The sequence below is a fragment of the Novosphingobium arvoryzae genome, from assembly GCF_014652615.1.
Classification (GTDB): domain Bacteria; phylum Pseudomonadota; class Alphaproteobacteria; order Sphingomonadales; family Sphingomonadaceae; genus Novosphingobium; species Novosphingobium arvoryzae.
In genome coordinates, this window is the sequence record NZ_BMZD01000002.1 from 610,130 (window position 1) to 625,601 (window position 15,472).

Annotated in this window: 17 protein-coding genes; 9 read left to right on the top strand and 8 right to left on the bottom strand. The window is 65.8% G+C overall.

The genetic code is table 11. From position 1 onward, the window contains the following. Positions 1–82: 82 nt before the first annotated feature. Positions 83–751, top strand: a complete 669-nt coding sequence (locus tag IE113_RS06305; RefSeq protein ID WP_229822161.1) for a L,D-transpeptidase family protein — start codon at positions 83–85, stop codon at positions 749–751. An 84-nt stretch (positions 752–835) separates the two neighbouring features. Next, the gene (locus IE113_RS06310) at positions 836–1,570 is read left to right on the top strand and encodes a class I SAM-dependent methyltransferase (RefSeq protein ID WP_189539556.1); all 735 of its coding nucleotides are present in this window, start codon (positions 836–838) and stop codon (positions 1,568–1,570) included. 31 nt (positions 1,571–1,601) lie between these two features. Here IE113_RS06310 and IE113_RS06315 read toward each other — a convergent pair whose 3' ends face one another. Then, the gene (locus tag IE113_RS06315; protein ID WP_189539557.1) at positions 1,602–2,393 is read right to left on the bottom strand and encodes an SDR family oxidoreductase; all 792 of its coding nucleotides are present in this window, start codon (positions 2,391–2,393) and stop codon (positions 1,602–1,604) included. A gap of 102 nt (positions 2,394–2,495) precedes the next feature. Between IE113_RS06315 and IE113_RS06320 the strand changes: the two genes are divergently transcribed. Next, positions 2,496–3,197 (top strand): 2-hydroxychromene-2-carboxylate isomerase, encoded by a 702-nt coding sequence (locus IE113_RS06320; protein ID WP_189539558.1) that lies wholly within the window; start codon positions 2,496–2,498, stop codon positions 3,195–3,197. Here IE113_RS06320 and tilS read toward each other — a convergent pair. The 5 genes from tilS to IE113_RS06345 all read right to left on the bottom strand — a co-directional run bounded on the left by tilS (position 3,194) and on the right by IE113_RS06345 (position 8,945). Then, a complete protein-coding gene (gene tilS, locus IE113_RS06325; RefSeq protein ID WP_229822162.1) occupies positions 3,194–4,129 on the bottom strand; it encodes a tRNA lysidine(34) synthetase TilS in 936 nt (311 codons plus the stop codon). The genes IE113_RS06320 and tilS overlap by 4 nt on opposite strands. After that, positions 4,120–5,130 (bottom strand): tetratricopeptide repeat protein, encoded by a 1,011-nt coding sequence (locus IE113_RS06330; protein WP_189539559.1) that lies wholly within the window; start codon positions 5,128–5,130, stop codon positions 4,120–4,122. The genes tilS and IE113_RS06330 overlap by 10 nt, the downstream gene beginning before the upstream one ends. Positions 5,131–5,264: 134 nt before the next feature. After that, the gene (locus IE113_RS06335; RefSeq protein ID WP_189539560.1) at positions 5,265–6,230 is read right to left on the bottom strand and encodes a helix-turn-helix domain-containing protein; all 966 of its coding nucleotides are present in this window, start codon (positions 6,228–6,230) and stop codon (positions 5,265–5,267) included. A 146-nt stretch (positions 6,231–6,376) separates the two neighbouring features. Further along, the gene (ptsP, locus tag IE113_RS06340; RefSeq protein ID WP_189539561.1) at positions 6,377–8,653 is read right to left on the bottom strand and encodes a phosphoenolpyruvate--protein phosphotransferase; all 2,277 of its coding nucleotides are present in this window, start codon (positions 8,651–8,653) and stop codon (positions 6,377–6,379) included. 136 nt (positions 8,654–8,789) lie between these two features. Beyond that, positions 8,790–8,945 (bottom strand): DUF465 domain-containing protein, encoded by a 156-nt coding sequence (locus IE113_RS06345; protein ID WP_189539562.1) that lies wholly within the window; start codon positions 8,943–8,945, stop codon positions 8,790–8,792. A 246-nt stretch (positions 8,946–9,191) separates the two neighbouring features. Here IE113_RS06345 and IE113_RS06350 point away from each other — a divergent pair, with 246 nt between their 5' ends. Then, the gene (locus tag IE113_RS06350) at positions 9,192–9,389 is read left to right on the top strand and encodes a YdcH family protein (RefSeq protein ID WP_189539563.1); all 198 of its coding nucleotides are present in this window, start codon (positions 9,192–9,194) and stop codon (positions 9,387–9,389) included. Between the two features lie 137 nt (positions 9,390–9,526). Then, the gene (locus IE113_RS06355; protein WP_189539564.1) at positions 9,527–9,988 is read left to right on the top strand and encodes a DUF1465 family protein; all 462 of its coding nucleotides are present in this window, start codon (positions 9,527–9,529) and stop codon (positions 9,986–9,988) included. Here the strand turns inward: IE113_RS06355 and glpK are convergent. Beyond that, the gene (gene glpK / locus IE113_RS06360) at positions 9,985–11,457 is read right to left on the bottom strand and encodes a glycerol kinase GlpK (protein ID WP_189539565.1); all 1,473 of its coding nucleotides are present in this window, start codon (positions 11,455–11,457) and stop codon (positions 9,985–9,987) included. The genes IE113_RS06355 and glpK overlap by 4 nt on opposite strands. An 81-nt stretch (positions 11,458–11,538) precedes the next feature. Between glpK and IE113_RS06365 the strand changes: the two genes are divergently transcribed. The 4 genes from IE113_RS06365 to IE113_RS06380 all read left to right on the top strand — a co-directional run bounded on the left by IE113_RS06365 (position 11,539) and on the right by IE113_RS06380 (position 14,927). Beyond that, the gene (locus IE113_RS06365; RefSeq protein ID WP_189539566.1) at positions 11,539–12,444 is read left to right on the top strand and encodes an MBL fold metallo-hydrolase; all 906 of its coding nucleotides are present in this window, start codon (positions 11,539–11,541) and stop codon (positions 12,442–12,444) included. Further along, positions 12,426–13,067: a DUF4230 domain-containing protein gene (locus IE113_RS06370; RefSeq protein ID WP_189539567.1), complete on the top strand. Its 642-nt coding sequence runs from the start codon at positions 12,426–12,428 to the stop codon at positions 13,065–13,067. Before IE113_RS06365 ends, IE113_RS06370 begins: the two co-directional genes overlap by 19 nt. Positions 13,068–13,157: 90 nt before the next feature. Next, positions 13,158–14,144 carry a quinolinate synthase NadA gene (nadA, locus tag IE113_RS06375; RefSeq protein WP_189539568.1) on the top strand — a complete coding sequence of 329 codons (987 nt, stop codon included), beginning with the start codon at positions 13,158–13,160 and terminating at the stop codon, positions 14,142–14,144. 417 nt (positions 14,145–14,561) lie between these two features. Continuing rightward, positions 14,562–14,927, top strand: coding sequence for a hypothetical protein (locus tag IE113_RS06380; protein ID WP_189539569.1), 366 nt, complete (start codon positions 14,562–14,564; stop codon positions 14,925–14,927). 46 nt (positions 14,928–14,973) lie between these two features. Here the strand turns inward: IE113_RS06380 and IE113_RS06385 are convergent, their stop codons facing one another. Beyond that, complete coding sequence (locus IE113_RS06385) at positions 14,974–15,429, bottom strand: Ros/MucR family transcriptional regulator (RefSeq protein ID WP_189539570.1); 456 nt, start codon at positions 15,427–15,429, stop codon at positions 14,974–14,976. Between the last annotated feature and the right edge of the window lie 43 nt (positions 15,430–15,472).

Below are 15,472 nucleotides of genomic sequence, written 5' to 3' on the forward strand. Positions count from 1 at the left end.
CGGAACGGCTGGAAATCAGGGCTGGCGCCAACCGCCGCGCTCTTCCAGTGTCAACGCTGAACCAATCCCTGCGAGGAACCCGATGGGCCTGAAGCTCAACCCTGCAACTGTGATGATCGGTGGCTTTGTCGGCCTCTCGGTCGCTGCTGGTGCCTTGCTGGTCCGCGAACCCGGCGCGACCGCGCAGACGCTGCCGACTGAAATCGACCAGGCCAACTTTGCCAAGGCTGCCCCGGCCAGGCCCGCCGCCCCTACCCCCGCCCCGCCGGCCAAGCCGCGCGACGAACGCTTCGTGATCAAGCGGGTGCTGCCGATCACCGGGCCGATCAGGTATGGCGAATTTCACTGGGACGAAACCGGCGTGCCGGACGGGCCGCTGGTGATGACGGTCGATCTGGAAGCACGGGTGCTCTCGGTGTTCCGCGGCGGTTATGAAATCGGCGCGACAGCGGTGCTGCTGGGCACGCAGGAAAAGCCGACCCCGCTGGGGGTGTTCCCGGTGATCTGGAAGAAGGCCGACCACTATTCCAGCATCTACGACGGTGCCCCGATGCCCTATACCCTGCGCCTCACCAATGACGGGATCTCGATCCACGGCACCAAGGTCGAAAAGGGCTATGCCAGCCACGGTTGCGTCGGCGTGCCGACCCCGTTCGCGAAGAAGCTGTTCGCCGTCGCGAAGCTGGGTGACCAGGTCTACATCACGCGCGGCAAGCGCATCGGCAAGGGCGATTCCCTGACCGGCGCATAGGGGCTACTCGCGCGGCCAGCAGTGTGTTAGCCGCGCCGCAGTTGGTCGCCCCACCGGGGCGGCTGCTTGTGGCAAGGACCCCCGATGTACCGACCGAGCTGGCCTGAACGCGCGCGTTTCCTGATCGGACTGCCGCTCAGCCTCATCTACTTCCCGCTGATGCTGCTGACGGTGGTGTTCTATGCCCTGATCCCGCGCGGCCTGTTCGCGCGGCTGCAGGATGCCAACCGGGCCAAGGAAGTCGCCGCGCGCCTCGCCGCGCTGCGCAGCCACGTCGCGCCGGGGGAAAGCGTGCTCGATTTCGGCGCGGGGCGCGGCGATTTCATGAAGCTGGTGGGCGATGAATTCGGCGCGGACATGATCGGGATCGACATCATCGACTACCGCGACGAAGGCATCAACGTGCTGCTGTTCGATGGCCGGACCATCCCCCTGCCCGACAAGAGCGTGGACGTCAGCATGGCCGCATTCGTGCTGCATCACACGATCGATCAGGATGCCGTCCTGCGGGAGTTGATCCGCGTGTCGCGCCAGCGGGTGGTGATCTTCGAGGACACCTATTTCAGCCCGTGGCAATATGCCTTCGTCGTCTGGAACGACTACTATTCGAACATCCTGATGGGCAGCCTGAAAGCGATGAAGCAGCTGGGCAAGTTCGCCATCACGTCCATGCCGATGCCGCTGACCTTCCGCCGGGTAAACGCGTGGGAGGCGTTCTTCCGGGGGCACGGGCTGACAGTCGCCAGCACGATGGTCCGCCACAACGCCGTCAAGCCGATGAGCAAGGTTACCTTCGTGCTGGACGTGCCGGCAGCCTGACCGTGCAGGCCACCGGCTATCCGAAGGCGGCTCAGGCCAGCCCCTTCTCCAGGCTGCGCTGCGTGGCATCCCCGACCTGGCTGCCGCCATCGCAATCGAGGATCGTGCCCGTCACATACTTCGCGGCATCGCTGCTGAGGAACACCGCGCATTCGGCCACTTCCTCGATATAGCCCCAGCGCTTCATGGCGATCCGGTCGAAGTGCTTGGTCTTGGTCGAGCTGTCCGGCGCGAGGCGGGCCATGCCCTCGGTCCCCTCGATCGGGCCGGGGGAGATGCCGTTGACCCGCACGTCCGGTCCCCATTCCAGCGCCAGCACGCGGACCAGTTGGTTGATCCCGGCCTTCGCCGCGCAGGCGTGGGCCTGAAGCTGCACCGCATTGACCGCCTGGCCCGCGGTGATCGCGATCAGCGACGCGCCGGGCAGGTTCAGCAGGTCATGACATCCCCGGAACACGTTGAACGTGCCGTTGAGGTCAATGTCGACCACCGTCTTGAAGGCATTTGCGCTCATCCCCAGCACCGGCGCCAGGAAGTTCCCCGCCGCGCCCGATACCACGATGTCCATCGGCCCCAGCCGGCCCCGCACTTCCTCCATCGCCGCGCGGATCGCCCCGTAATCGCGCACGTCGGCGGACAGGCCGAGCGCCCCCTCCCCGATTTCCGTCGCCGCGTTGGCAGCCTTTTCCGGGTTGCGTCCACACACCGCCACTTTCGCGCCAAGCTGCGCATATCGCTTGGCGATGCCCAGATTGATGCCGCTGGTTCCGCCAGCCACGAAGGCCACCTTGCCTTCCAGAATTCCATCGCGAAATGGTGACATTGCCTGCTCTCCCGCACAATTTAATCGTCCGATTAATACCTGCCCATTGACCTGCGGCAAGCACAATTCCAGCATGGACAAAACGAATGGGAGAAACAGCCTGTGACTACCCCTGCAACTTCGGGCGCAAACACGCCGGATTCGGGCGACCAGCCGCTATCGGTCGACCTCTACTGGTCCTTCCGCTCACCCTACAGCTATCTGGTCACGCCCCGGCTGATCGCGCTGGAGCAGGACTGGAACGCACGCGTCAACGTCAAGGTGGTTACCCCGATCGCCGTGCGGCAGCCGGACTTCTTTGCCAATGCCGATCCGCTATGGACCAGCTACCTGATGCGCGATTGCCACCGCAGCGCCGAGTTTCTGGGGATGCCGTTCCGCTGGCCGCGTCCCGACCCGGTGGTGATGGACTTTGCCACGCGGACATATCCCAGGGAGCAGCCCCACATCCACCGGCTGTGCCGTCTTGGTCAGCTTGCGGCCGAACGTGGGCACGGTCTGGCACTGCTGTCCGCCGTCAGCACCCTGCTGTGGAACGGCCAGACCGACAATTGGCATGAGGGCGATCACCTTGCCAACGCCCTGGCGACCATCGGCTGCGACCTCGCCGAAATGGATGCCGCAATTACGGCCGAGGAAGCGCGCATCGACGCCGCCCTGCGCCAGAACGAGGCTGAGCAGCGCGATGGCGGGCACTACGGCGTGCCGCTGATGGTGTTCGATGGAGAACCGTTCTTCGGTCAGGACCGGTTCGACCAGCTATTGTGGCGAATGCAGCAAAAGGGCCTGCAACCGCGCGGCTAAGCGCGGCGTTTGGGCGCGCGGGCAAAGCTCCACCCGCCCGGCAGGGCCCGCGCCACCAGCCCGCCGATAGAGGCGGGTTGCCGGGCCAGCAACGTATCGAACAGCCGGGCGACAGCACTGCCGCGCGGGGCTTCGCCATCGAGTTCGGTCACAATCCGCGCCAGCACCCGAAGCGCCACCGCGCGTGGGGCTTGCGGGCGATAGGTGATGCCCATCGCGCCGCGCTCCACCTGCTCGGCCCACTCCCGCGCTGCCGCCCACTCGAGCGCGGCGTCGGCATCGGCCAGATGCGCCGCGCTTTGCGCCAGCGCGGGAACGTCCAGCCAGTCCGCCTGCGCCAGCGCCTTGCGGAGCCGCGCGCGGTCGAAGCGGTCATCGCGATTGGACGGGTCGTCGACCGGATCAAGGCCGGCAGCAGCAACAATGTCGGCCAGTTCCGCCCGGCGCCAGCCCAGCAGGGGCCGCAGCAGCGGCAGCCGCGTTCCTGGCACTGTCCCGCGCGCGCGCACCCCGGCCAAACCGGCCACCCCGCTCGCCCGGTTCAGGCGCAGCAGCAGCGTTTCGGCCTGATCGTCAGCATGGTGAGCCGTGGCCAGCGCGGCAAGCTCATGCCGGACGGCCCACTGCTCCAGCGCGGCATAGCGCGCCGCACGGGCAGCCGACTGGACGTTGCCGGGTTCAACCGCGACGGCCAGCGTTTCATGCGGAACGTCCAGATCCCCGCAAATCGCAGCGACGTGCGCCGCTTCGGCAGCGCTTTCCGCGCGCAGGCCATGATCCACGGTCGCCGCCGAAACCCTGCCTGGCAAGGCTGCGGCTGCCAGCACCAGCAGCGCCAGGCTGTCTGGCCCGCCAGACACCGCCAGCCCCAGCCGCCCGCCGTCAGGCCACAGCGCCCGCAGATCGGCGGCGAAGCGTTCGCTTAGCTGCACTTCACCTTGGCGCGGGTGGCGTCATACTGCCCCTTCAGACGCCCCGCAGCTTCGCGCGGATAGTCATCCACGAACTGCGCCAGCGCCACGCATGCGCGGTTCGTATCCTTGAGGCGGTGCATGGCCTCAGCCAGGAACAGCAGGCTGTCGGGCGCGCGTTCACCAGTCTTGCCAGCCTGGTAGTTCTGCAGGAACCAGCTGGCGGCCTCGCGCGGGTTGCCTTCGTCCAGATAGGCGCGGCCCAGCAGGTTGCGGGCAAAGCTGACCCGGCCGTGACGCGGATGCTTCTGCAGGTACAGCTTCAGCTGCTGCTGCGCCTCGGGATAGAACTTGGCCTCCCACAGGCGGAAGCCATAGCTGTAGTCGTCATCCCCCGCGTCAGCCGTAACGGGCTTTTCAACGGCCTTGACCGCTGCGACACGGTCCGCAGAGGCAGCCGCCGGCTTGGCGGGAGCGGTCGCGGCCGGCTTGGTCGTTGCAGGCTGCGCAGTCGCGGGCTTGGGCGCAGAGGCACCGCCGGTCATGGCTGACAGATTGGTCGAGGTCGTTGCCCCCACAGTCGTCGCAGCGGGCGCGGCCGTAGCTGCCGCTGGCGCACCGGCCCCCGGCGTGGTTGCCGGAACTGTTGCCGGGGCCGCAGCCGACAGCGCCGCCAGCTTGGCCTCAAGCTGGGACAGCTTGTTCTGCGTTTCCTCGTTCTGGGCGGTAATCCGGGCCAGCTGCGCCTCCACCGCGTCCATCCGCGCCAGCAGATCGGTGACCGGCGTGGTTGCCGGAGTGCCTGGCGTGGCCGCTGCGGACTGCCCCGGTTGCACCAGCGGCGCGAAATACTTGCCATCACCGCCGGGGAATACCTGCCGCTGCAGCGCAGCCACTTCCGCTTCCAGCTTGCGCAAGCGAACGTCGCCCGATGTGTCGGTGTTCTGCGCCGAAACCGGCACGGCCAGCGCCAGTGCCAGCCCGGTCAGCAGTGGCCGTTTCGCCCAGTTGAATTTCGTCATGCCATCCCGTCCGTCAATGCCAATACGCCTGCCCGCCATGCCGCAGCCAAGACGAACCGGCGATTAACCGTAATTCACTGTTTCTGCCGCAGACATCGGACGGTGTCGAGCCACCAGCCCAAGCTATCCGCAGGCTAGTTGAGCGGCGATAGCGGAGCCGCTTCCGGCGCAGGCGTGGGAGATGCCGCCGGAAACGGCGTCGCGGCAGTTCCAGCCGCCTCTGCCGCAGGCGTCGCAGAACTGCGCGGGGCCGGGCTGCGACGCGGCGCTGGCACCATGCTCGGAACCGGCGCGGCCTCTTGCGCGGGAACGGGCGCAGCCGCGGTGCCTCGCGCCAACAGGGCAGCGACCGTGACCGGCACATCCTTCATCGTGCGCTGCGTGTCGGCCAGCTTGGCCACGGGTTGCCCGCCAATCGTGATCCCCAGCGCATCGGGCCGCGCGGTCCACAGCTTTACATCCGCCATCCCGGCGGGAACGGTATAGCTCTCGCCTTGAGCCAGTTCCTTTTGCAGCAACTGGTTGCCCGCGCCGTCATAGAACTTGACCCATACCCCGTTGGCCAGCGCGGTGAACACCACCGGACCATCCTTTGGCTGCGGCGCGGGGGCGGCTGGAACCGGTGCAGCCGGCTGGACCGGCTGGTCGGCCGGAAGCAGCGAGGGCAGGCTTCCCGCCGGGGCAATATAGCTGCGCCAGAATGCGAACAGGCCCAGCAGCACGACCACCACCGTCAGCGCCGCCAGCCAGGCCAGCCGGGAGCTGGGCACGCGCGCCGGATCGCCTGGCTCGAACGTAGCCGGGGCCCGCAGATCGTCATGCGCCGACTGCGCGCCCAGTTCGGCGCGAACCGCGGCAATCACGTCCTTTTCGTCCAGACCGACCGCCCGCGCATAAGTGCGGGAAAAACCCACGGCATAGGTACGGGCTGGCAACGCGGCAAAATCGCCGGCTTCGATGGCGACAAGCCAACGCTCAGGAATGCGGGTGATGGCGGCGAGCTGCGCCCGGGTCAGCCCGGCAGCCTCACGCCCGCGCAGCAATTTCACGCCAGCGCTATCCAGAGGCAATTCCGCCCCGGCGACTTCGTTTTCCGCCATTCCGACCCCGATGTATGCGACCGCCTTGATAATGCGCGAGAGGGAAGAAAACCGTTTATAAACCAAAGTCAACGGGATTTCCGGCGCTCGCGGCGGAATGCCTCGAAAACATGGTGGGCGGGGTTACCTTGCGGTTGGAGACCCGATCAGTCCGTATCGATACCCCGCTCATGCGCCCAGCCGGTCAGCGCCTCGCGCAAGTTGGCCGGAGGTGCGGAAAGCCAGCGGTTCATCGCCTCGGTAATATCCGCCAGATCGACCTTGCGCACCAGTTCCTTGACCGGTCCGACCGATGCCGGCGTGATTGACAGACGCCGGATGCCGATCCCCAACAGGGCGAGTGCCTCCAGCCGCCGTCCGCCCATTTCGCCGCAGACCGTCACGTCAACATCGTAACCGGCAACCGACTGCTGGACTCGGCGCAGGAACCGCAGGATCGCTGGGCTCAGCCAGTCATACCGCTCCGCCAGCTTGGGATTGGACCGGTCTGCCGCGAACAGGAACTGGGTGAGGTCGTTGGTACCGATCGACAGGAACGACAGATGCGGCGCCAGCACGTCCAGTTGTTCCGCCAGCGCCGGCACCTCCAGCATCGCGCCATAGCGGATCGCTTCGGGCAGCAGCTTCTTCTGCGACTTGAGGAACTGCCGTTGTCCTTCGAACACGGCACGGGCGGCCTCGAATTCCCAGGGCTCCGCAACCATCGGGAACATCACGTTGAGCGTGCGCCCGGCAGCCGCTTCCAGCATGGCGCGGGCCTGGACCTTCAACAGGCCATCGCGCTCCAGCGCCACGCGCAGCGCGCGCCAGCCCATTGCGGGGTTTTCTTCCTGCTCGCCATCGTTGTGGCGCAGATAGGGCAACACCTTGTCGCCGCCGATATCGATCGTGCGGAACACCACCGGCTTGTCGCCCGCTGCATCCAGCACATCGCGGTAAAGCCGGGTCTGCCGCTCCCGCGCGGGCAGCGTGGCCGATACCAGGAACTGGAATTCGGTGCGGAACAACCCCACCCCGTCGGCTCCGGTCAGCGACAGGTTCGGCATGTCATCACGCAGGCCCGCGTTCATCATCACCTTGATGCGCGTGCCATCGCGGGTGAACGGCTCGACATCGCGCAGCGCGGCATAGGCGGCCTGCCGCTCCTTGGTCTTGGCGAAGCGGGCCTCGAACGCCTCCACCATGGCGGGCAGCGGGCGCACAGTCGCGTTCCCCTGATCGCCATCCAGCAGCAGTTGGTCACCTTCGCGCACCACGCCGCGCAGAGAGCGGACACGCCCCAGCACCGGAATGCCCATCGCCCGCGCCACGATCACCACGTGCGCGGTCAACGAGCCTTCCTCAAGGATCACGCCTTTCAGGCGGCGCTTGTCGTATTCCAGCAGCTCTGCCGGGCCCAGGTTGCGCGCGATCAGGATCGAGTCCCCGCGCAGCCCCATGCTGGCCGCCGTGCCCATCTGCCCCGATACGATCCGCAGCAAGCGGTTGGAGAGATCCTCCAGGTCGTGCATCCGGTCGGCCAGCAGCGGATCGTCGATCTGGCGCATGCGCATGCGGGTGCGCTGCTGCACGCGCTCGATCGCGGCCTCAGCGGTCAGCCCGCTGTCGATCGCCTCGATGATCCGCCGGCTCCACCCCTCGTCGTAGGCGAACATCTTGTAGGTTTCGAGCACCTCTTCGTGCTCTCCACCCACCCCGAATTCGGCCTGGCTGGCCATCCGGTCGATCTGTTCACGCATCTTGTCGAACGCCAGGTAAACGCGCTGCAGTTCCGCATCGCGATCCTCGGCCATCACATGTTCGATGGTGATGCGCGGCTGGTGGAACACCGCCGCGCCCGCTGCCAGCCCCTTGACCAGCACCAGCCCCTGCAAGCGCTGCGGGCCGGACAGCTGGGGCGAAAGACTGGCAACGTCCTCCTCGTCCACCAGGTCGGCGTTGGCGATCAACTCGGACAGCACCATCGCGACGGTCTGCAGCGCCTCGATCTCCACTTCTTCGTACCGGCGCGGATCGACGTGCTGGACGCAGAGCACGCCCACCGCCCGCTCACGCCGCACGATGGGAACGCCCGCAAAGGAATGGAACTTGTCCTCACCGGTTTCAGGACGATACGAAAAGTCCGGATGGGCAGTCGCCTCGGCCAGGTTCAGCATCTCGCTGTTCTGGGCGATCGTGCCGACTAGGCCCTCGCCAATGGCCATGCGGGTAACGTGTACCGCCTCTTGCGCCAGGCCGCGCGTGGCGAACAGTTCCAGCATCCCCTCGCGCAGCAGGTAGATCGAGCAGACCTCGCTGTTCAGGCTTTCCCCGATCACTTCGACCACGGTGTTGAGCTTGGCCTGCGCATGATTGCGCGAGGCCATCACATCATGCAGGCGGGTCAGGATCGTGCGGGCGGCTGAAACGGCAGGTGTAGGCATATGATCACGCTAGCCCAAAGGTCCGGCCTTGGGAACGCGACAGGCCGCGAAAATACGAATTGATGAACTCAGTCTGGAGCCAATGCTCCGGCCTCCGGGCGGCGACCCTTGCGCCTGCCCGGAAACCGGGTGGGCATCAGACGTGGGTGATCGCTTCCTTCAGCTTCAGCTTCTGCTTCTTGAGCGATTGCACCATCGCCAGATCAGGCATTGGGCGGCTCAACTCCTCGTGGATCTTGCGTTCGATTCCCGCGTGCTTGAGCTGCAATGCGCTGACATGCGACTGTTCCATCGACGTACCTCCATCGGTTGCCCGGAGATGCAGCCCCGGGTCTGGCAAAACCACCAGGCGGGTCCGACTCGCAGCCCGCAAGGGGGTCAGTGCAATTGTCATGCAAGCATATTAAGCCTATCTTGCGAAGCGCATTCGTATCGGGGGTGCGGCGGGCTGATGCCGCCGTGCGACCGGCGGGCCGGATACCGGCGGGAATACCGCGATTGCGCGAATTTTGGGGTCCGGTTTTCGGGGAGTGCGTGTGTGAACGAAGAGGAGATGCGCAAGCGTCTGGAAGTGCTCCGGATCGAGCATCGCGACCTTGATGCGGCGATCGACGCACTGACCGCGGCTGGCAGCACCGACCAGTTGCAGATCGCGCGCCTGAAAAAGCGCAAGCTGCGCCTGAAGGACCAGATCGCGCTGATCGAGGACTATCTGATTCCCGACATCATTGCCTAAGTCCCTGAAACCGAACGGTCGAACCGGCTGTCTGGCGCGGGCAAAATCGTCCCCCTGCGGGACAGCGTGAAAATGGTGGGCAAATCGGGCCTGCACGCGGTTGGCAACGGCCACGTTTCGGCCCAATCGCTGCCAACATGGGAACCGCCGCCAGCATCAATCCCCGGATAATCGAGGGGCTGTACTGCGAGTCACTCGTCCTCTCGGACGAGGTACGCGGCGCGTTCGCACTTTCGGGCCGGATCGACACGTTGGCGGGCGATGACGACGAAGTGCGGCTGGCCCTGTCGTGCGAAGCGCTGCGCACCACGACACGGATGATGCACGCGGTCGCCTGGCTGCTCAATCACCGCGCATACTTCAACGGTGAGCTCAGCGAGTTCCAGCTGCGCCGCTATGGCCGGTTGACCGACTTTCCGGAAAGCGATCCCGAAAAGCTGGCCCTGCTGCCCGCGCAGACCTGTGAACTGATCCGCGCGACCGAGCGGTTCCACGCCCGGCTCAAGCGGCTCGACAACGGCTGGCGCGAGCGCGAGGCAACCGCGCCCAGCGCGATCGCCCGGCTGCGCGAGCGGCTGGGACTGGCCGCTCGCAACTAGCTCGCCGCCAGCGCCCGCTCCCAGCCAGCACGGCGTTCCGGGTCAACCTGCAGCCCCGGCGCAAAGGTCCGCACCGCGCCGCGCATGGCCCCGGAGGCAGCGGACAGCGAGGGATAGAGCCCCGCCCCGACGCCCGCCAGCATGGCGGCGCCGAGCGCCGTGGTTTCCACGAAATCGGGCCGCTCCACCGGCACTTGCAGCACGTCGGCAAGGTCCTGCGCCATCCAGTCGTTCGCGCTCATCCCGCCGTCAATCCTGAGCGTAGTCCACTCCGCCCCGTCGGCAGCGAAAGCGCTGGCGAGGTCCTGGGTCTGCATCGCCATCGCTTCCAGCGCCGCGCGAACCAGATGCGCGCGGGTGGTGGAAAAGCTCATTCCGGTGATCACACCGCGTGCTTCGGGGCGCCAATGCGGCGCACCAAGGCCCGACAGCGCCGGGACGATGACCACACCGCCACTATCCGGCACCGAACGGGCCAGCGCCTCGCTTTCGCCCGCGCTGGCGATCACGCCCAGCCCGTCACGCAGCCACTTGATCAGGCTGCCCGCAACAAACACCGATCCCTCCAGCGCATAATCGCGCTTGCCACCCAGCTGATACAGCACCGTGCCAAGCAATCGGTGGCCGGAACGCGGCAAGGCATCGCCCATGTTGGCCAGCACGAACGCACCGGTCCCGAACGTCGCCTTGGTCTGACCGGGCGCCAGGCAACCCTGCCCGATGGTCGCGCTTTGCTGATCGCCAGCCAGGCCCGTGATCGGGATCGCCCGCCCCAGCAGCGCCGGGTCGGTCAGCCCGAACTGCCCGGCATTGTCGACGACTTCACCCAGCGCGCCGCGCGGTACGCCGAACAGATCGCACAGCCCGTCATCCCAGCTGGCCCCGTCCAGCGGCAACAGCAGCGTGCGGCTGGCGTTGCTGGCATCGGTGACATGCGCGCCGCCGGTCAGCTTCCACACCAGCCAGCTTTCAACCGTGCCCAGCGCCAGCCGGCCCGCGGCCGCCGCCGCTTGCACGGCGGGCACGTTGTCCACCAGCCAGCGCATCTTGGTTGCCGAGAAATAGGGGTCGAGCAGCAGCCCGGTCGCCGCCTGTACCACCGGTTCCTGCCCGGCGTTCTTGAGTGCGGCGCAGGCATCGGCGGTCCGGCGGTCCTGCCAGACGAGTGCGTGGTGGAGCGGCTCGCCCGTCACCTTGTCCCACGCCACCACGGTTTCGCGCTGGTTGGTGATGCCGATCGCGGCGACCCGGTCCGCGCCCCCAACCTGCCCGATCACATCGCGCGCGGCGGCCAGCGTCTTGGCCCAGATCTCGCCCGCGTCGTGCTCGACCCAGCCCGCCTGCGGATAGTGCTGGGTCAGTTCCGCCTGCGCGACCGCGCGCATCGTGCCGTCCGGCGCGAACAGGATCGCGCGGGTGGAAGTGGTGCCGGCGTCAAGCACCAGGATCAGGTCGCCCGTGGCAGTCATGCAAGTCTCTCCCGTTTGCGCCTTTCCTAGCGAGGGCATCGGGGCTTGGCGAGGGGGCGGCGAAGCGCCATATGCGATGGGATGAACGCCCCGCCCCAGCCTTGGCCAACCGGCCTGTCCGAACAGTGCGAACCGCTGGTCCGCCGCGTTCTGGCGCCCAATCCGTCGCCCTATACCTACACCGGCACGCAGACTTACATCGTCGGCGCCGGGGCGGAAGTGGCAGTGATCGATCCCGGCCCGGCCGGAACCGGGGTGGAAGGCCATGCCGATACCGAAGGCGCCGGACATGTCGAGGCGATCCTCGCCGCCGTCGGGACGGCTCGCATCACCGCGATCCTGTGCACCCACACGCACCGCGACCACAGCCCCGCCTCACGCGCGCTGAAGGCCGCCACTGGCGCACCGATCGTGGGCTGCGCGGCGCTGGCGCTGGACGACGACGGCCCCCGCGCCGATGCCGCGTTCGATCCCGATTACGCGCCCGACCGGGTGCTGGCCGATGGCGAACGCGTCAGCGGTCCGGACTGGACGATCGCGGCGGTTGCCACGCCCGGCCATACCAGCAACCACTTGTGCTATAGCCTGGTGGAAAGCGGCGCGCTGTTTACCGGCGACCACATCATGGCCTGGTCCACCAGCGTCGTGTCGCCCCCCGACGGGGACATGAGTGCCTACATGGCCAGCCTGCAAAAGCTCTACGACCGCGAGGACCGCATCTATTATCCGGCCCACGGCCCGGCAGTGGAAAAGCCGCGCCAGCTGGTGCGCGGCATGCTGGGCCACCGCCGCCAGCGCGAGGCGCAGATCCTGCGCCTGCTGGGCGAAGGGCCGCAGACGATCCCCGCGATGGTTGCGGTGATGTACAAGGGCCTCGACCCGCGCCTGACCGGGGCGGCGGGGCGCTCGGTGCTGGCACACCTGCTCGATCTGCAAAACCAGCAGCGGGTGCGGGTGGAGAGTGAGACATGGAACCTCGGCGCCTGACCGTCGTCCGGGAAACGGCCCGTTTGCCGTGGACGCTGGCGATTGCCGCGCTGGCGATTTCGGGCTGGATGGCGTGGGAGAAATTCGGCCCGCAGGACATCGGCGACCCGATCGCCACCAGCCTGGCCGCGTTCGAGCGGCAGAACCGCCTCACGGTGTTTTCCGCACAACTGGCCCCGGTCGTCTCCGCCAGCGATGAGCGGATTGGCGGGCTGCTGCAATCCCGGCAGGTCGCGGTCATTCCCGCGCGGGTCGATTACACGCTCGACCTGTCGAAAGTCGGGCGCGACCGGCTGAACTGGGATGCGGCGGGGAAGCGACTGGACGTGCGGCTGCCGCCCGTCACCGTGGGCAAGCCCAACCTCAACGAAGCGAACGCCCAGTATCTGCGCGAGGGCGTGTTCATCACGCGTGAGGCGCAGGCCAAGCTCAACCGCGACAACACCCTGTTGGCCGAACGACAGGCCCAGACAGCCGCCACCAATCCGCAACTGCTCGATCTGGCCCGCAGCGCCGCGCGCGATGCCGTGCGGCAGAACCTGGCCATCCCGCTGGAAGTGGCCGGCTATGGCCCGGTGACGGTGACCGTGCGGTTCGACGGGGAGCAGGTTTCCGACCGGTAAGGCACAGCCTCTTGCGGCGGGCTGATCGTACCCATATTGGCAGGGAGCGGCGCACCGTTGGCGTCCGCCACTGCTAAGGGAACCCGCGCCATGACCGCCCAGCCGACCAACCTTACCGGCCTTGACCTGCGGGCCGAGATCGACCGCCTGCGCAAGGAGCGCAACGCGGTGATCCTGGCGCACTATTACCAGAGCCCCGAAATCCAGGACCTGGCCGACTATATCGGCGACAGCCTGGAACTGTCGAAAAAGGCCGCCGCGACCGATGCCGATGTGATCGTGTTCTGCGGGGTCAAGTTCATGGCCGAAACCGCCAAGATCCTCGCCCCGGAAAAGATCGTCGTGCTGCCCGACATGAACGCCGGGTGCAGCCTGGAAGACGCCTGCCCGCCGGAAAAGTTCAAGGCTTTCCGCGAAGCCCATCCGGACCACATCGCGCTGACCTACATCAACTGCTCGACCGAGGTGAAAGCCCTGTCGGACGTGATCGTGACGTCATCCAGCGCGGAAACGATCCTCGCGCAGATCCCGGCCGACCAGAAAATCATCTTCGGCCCGGACCGGCACCTGGGCGGCTACCTCAACCGCAAGTTCGGGCGCGAAATGCTGCTCTGGCCGGGCGTGTGCATCGTGCATGAAGCGTTTTCGGAAACCGAACTGCTCAAGCTGAAGGCCCAGCACCCCGGTGCACCGGTGGCCGCGCACCCGGAATGCCCGCCGACCATCGTCGACCACGCCGATTACGTCGGTTCGACAAGCGGCATCCTCAACTATGCCAAGACCATGCCGGGCGACACGCTGATCGTGGCGACCGAACCCCACATCATCCACCAGATGGAAAAGGCGCTGCCGCACAAGACCTTCATCGGCGCGCCGGGGGCGGACGGCAACTGCAACTGCAACATCTGCCCGTACATGGCGCTCAACACGCTGGAAAAGCTCTACCTGACGCTGCGCGACCTTGCCCCTCGAATCGAGATCGAGGAAAGTCTGCGGCTGCAGGCCAAGCGCAGCCTCGACAAGATGATCGAGATGGCCGCCGGCACGGTCGGCCAGGGCGACCTCGGCGCTCGTTGAACCGCTCCACCCCCGCCCCGTCTCCCGCAAGCCACTTTGCGCGGACGGGCCGGGACGAGGCCTTTCCTTGCAATCCGGCCGCAGTCAGCCGAGCGCGGCAGCGCCCGGCTGCGCACGCAAAAAAGGCGCGTGAACCGCGCCTGTCAAAAGTCTGTTTTCGCTTGAAAAACTGGAGCGGGCGAAGGGATTCGAACCCTCGACCCCAACCTTGGCAATATACTGACCGATACTATCGTACTGATTAATAACACATAAAAACGACTAAATCTAATTTGTTTATGTTTTGCTTATAATCAGCGGCGAATCAGAGGTCAGTTTTGTGGATGAAAATCCCCCTGACCGACAGCTAGTTTCAGGCTGGAAAACCACCATCCACGCCCACTTCCAAACCAGCCCGATCATCCTAAACTCGTTCCCATGACCGACGAGTATGACCTACCACCTGCCGCTTTCGACCACGTCAGTTCCATGCTGACGTTGGCAAAGCGTAAGCATCAGGAAGCAATGGCTATGGTTGGTTCGCCTGATGCAAATGCCATTCCAAGGCTGCGGCAGGTTTTGCAGCTCTTGGAAGAGGTCGAGCTTCTCGCTGAAGACGCTGCTTCATACGTGGAGACCGATGCAGTCGCAGGTGCTCTCAAGGAGCTTCAGCAGCAACAGGCATCCATCAGATTGGCCATTGAGCGGCTGGAAGCATTGTCGAGGCGTTCACCATGGGCATCGCCGTTGCCGTGGATCGTACTGTTGGTTGTGGCTGTGGTGGTTTTGGGAGCGGTTGGGTGATCGCCTCACCTCTGGCCGCACCCTAACGATCAACGAACTGATCTGATCACTCAGCCTCAACCGCAGGAGCGGCCACTTTCTTCTTCCTGCCGCCCTTTGCGACGACCTTCTCGCCCATCTTGCGGCCCAAGCCAATCGACTTAGCCAGTTCAGCACGTTGGGCCGCATACTTGGGGGCAACCATCGGATGATCCGAAGAGAGGTTCCAACGAGTGCGGTATTCCTGCGGCGTCAAACCATGATCGGTCATCAGATGGCGCTTCAGCATCTTGCCCTTGAAGCCACATTCCATGCACGTCACGAAATCGGGTTTCACGGATGCACGAGCAGAAACAGCAGGAACAAGCTGCTCTTCGATCACTGGCGCAGGTTCGCCTACAGTGGCCAAAGCCTGATAGACTGACTGGATCAGTGACGGCAGATCATTGACGGCCACACTGTTGTTGCTGACGTGCGCCGAAACAATGTCGCTGGTGAGCGTGATGAGCGTTTCGTTGTCCATGGTTTCCCCGTCCCAAAAAATTGCGGCGACTATGGTCAGAAAT

Bases quoted from the DNA above. Each gene is read 5' to 3' on its own strand.
- IE113_RS06305 (WP_229822161.1), top strand. From the start codon at position 83: ATGGGCCTGAAGCTCAACCCTGCAACTGTGATGATCGGTGGCTTTGTC.
- IE113_RS06310 (WP_189539556.1), top strand. From the start codon at position 836: ATGTACCGACCGAGCTGGCCTGAACGCGCGCGTTTCCTGATCGGACTG.
- IE113_RS06315 (WP_189539557.1), bottom strand. From the start codon at position 2,393: ATGTCACCATTTCGCGATGGAATTCTGGAAGGCAAGGTGGCCTTCGTG.
- IE113_RS06330 (WP_189539559.1), bottom strand. From the start codon at position 5,130: ATGACGAAATTCAACTGGGCGAAACGGCCACTGCTGACCGGGCTGGCA.
- IE113_RS06335 (WP_189539560.1), bottom strand. From the start codon at position 6,230: ATGGCGGAAAACGAAGTCGCCGGGGCGGAATTGCCTCTGGATAGCGCT.
- ptsP (WP_189539561.1), bottom strand. From the start codon at position 8,653: ATGCCTACACCTGCCGTTTCAGCCGCCCGCACGATCCTGACCCGCCTG.
- IE113_RS06345 (WP_189539562.1), bottom strand. From the start codon at position 8,945: ATGGAACAGTCGCATGTCAGCGCATTGCAGCTCAAGCACGCGGGAATC.
- IE113_RS06355 (WP_189539564.1), top strand. From the start codon at position 9,527: ATGGGAACCGCCGCCAGCATCAATCCCCGGATAATCGAGGGGCTGTAC.
- glpK (WP_189539565.1), bottom strand. From the start codon at position 11,457: ATGACTGCCACGGGCGACCTGATCCTGGTGCTTGACGCCGGCACCACT.
- IE113_RS06365 (WP_189539566.1), top strand. From the start codon at position 11,539: ATGAACGCCCCGCCCCAGCCTTGGCCAACCGGCCTGTCCGAACAGTGC.
- IE113_RS06370 (WP_189539567.1), top strand. From the start codon at position 12,426: ATGGAACCTCGGCGCCTGACCGTCGTCCGGGAAACGGCCCGTTTGCCG.
- nadA (WP_189539568.1), top strand. From the start codon at position 13,158: ATGACCGCCCAGCCGACCAACCTTACCGGCCTTGACCTGCGGGCCGAG.
- IE113_RS06380 (WP_189539569.1), top strand. From the start codon at position 14,562: ATGACCGACGAGTATGACCTACCACCTGCCGCTTTCGACCACGTCAGT.
- IE113_RS06385 (WP_189539570.1), bottom strand. From the start codon at position 15,429: ATGGACAACGAAACGCTCATCACGCTCACCAGCGACATTGTTTCGGCG.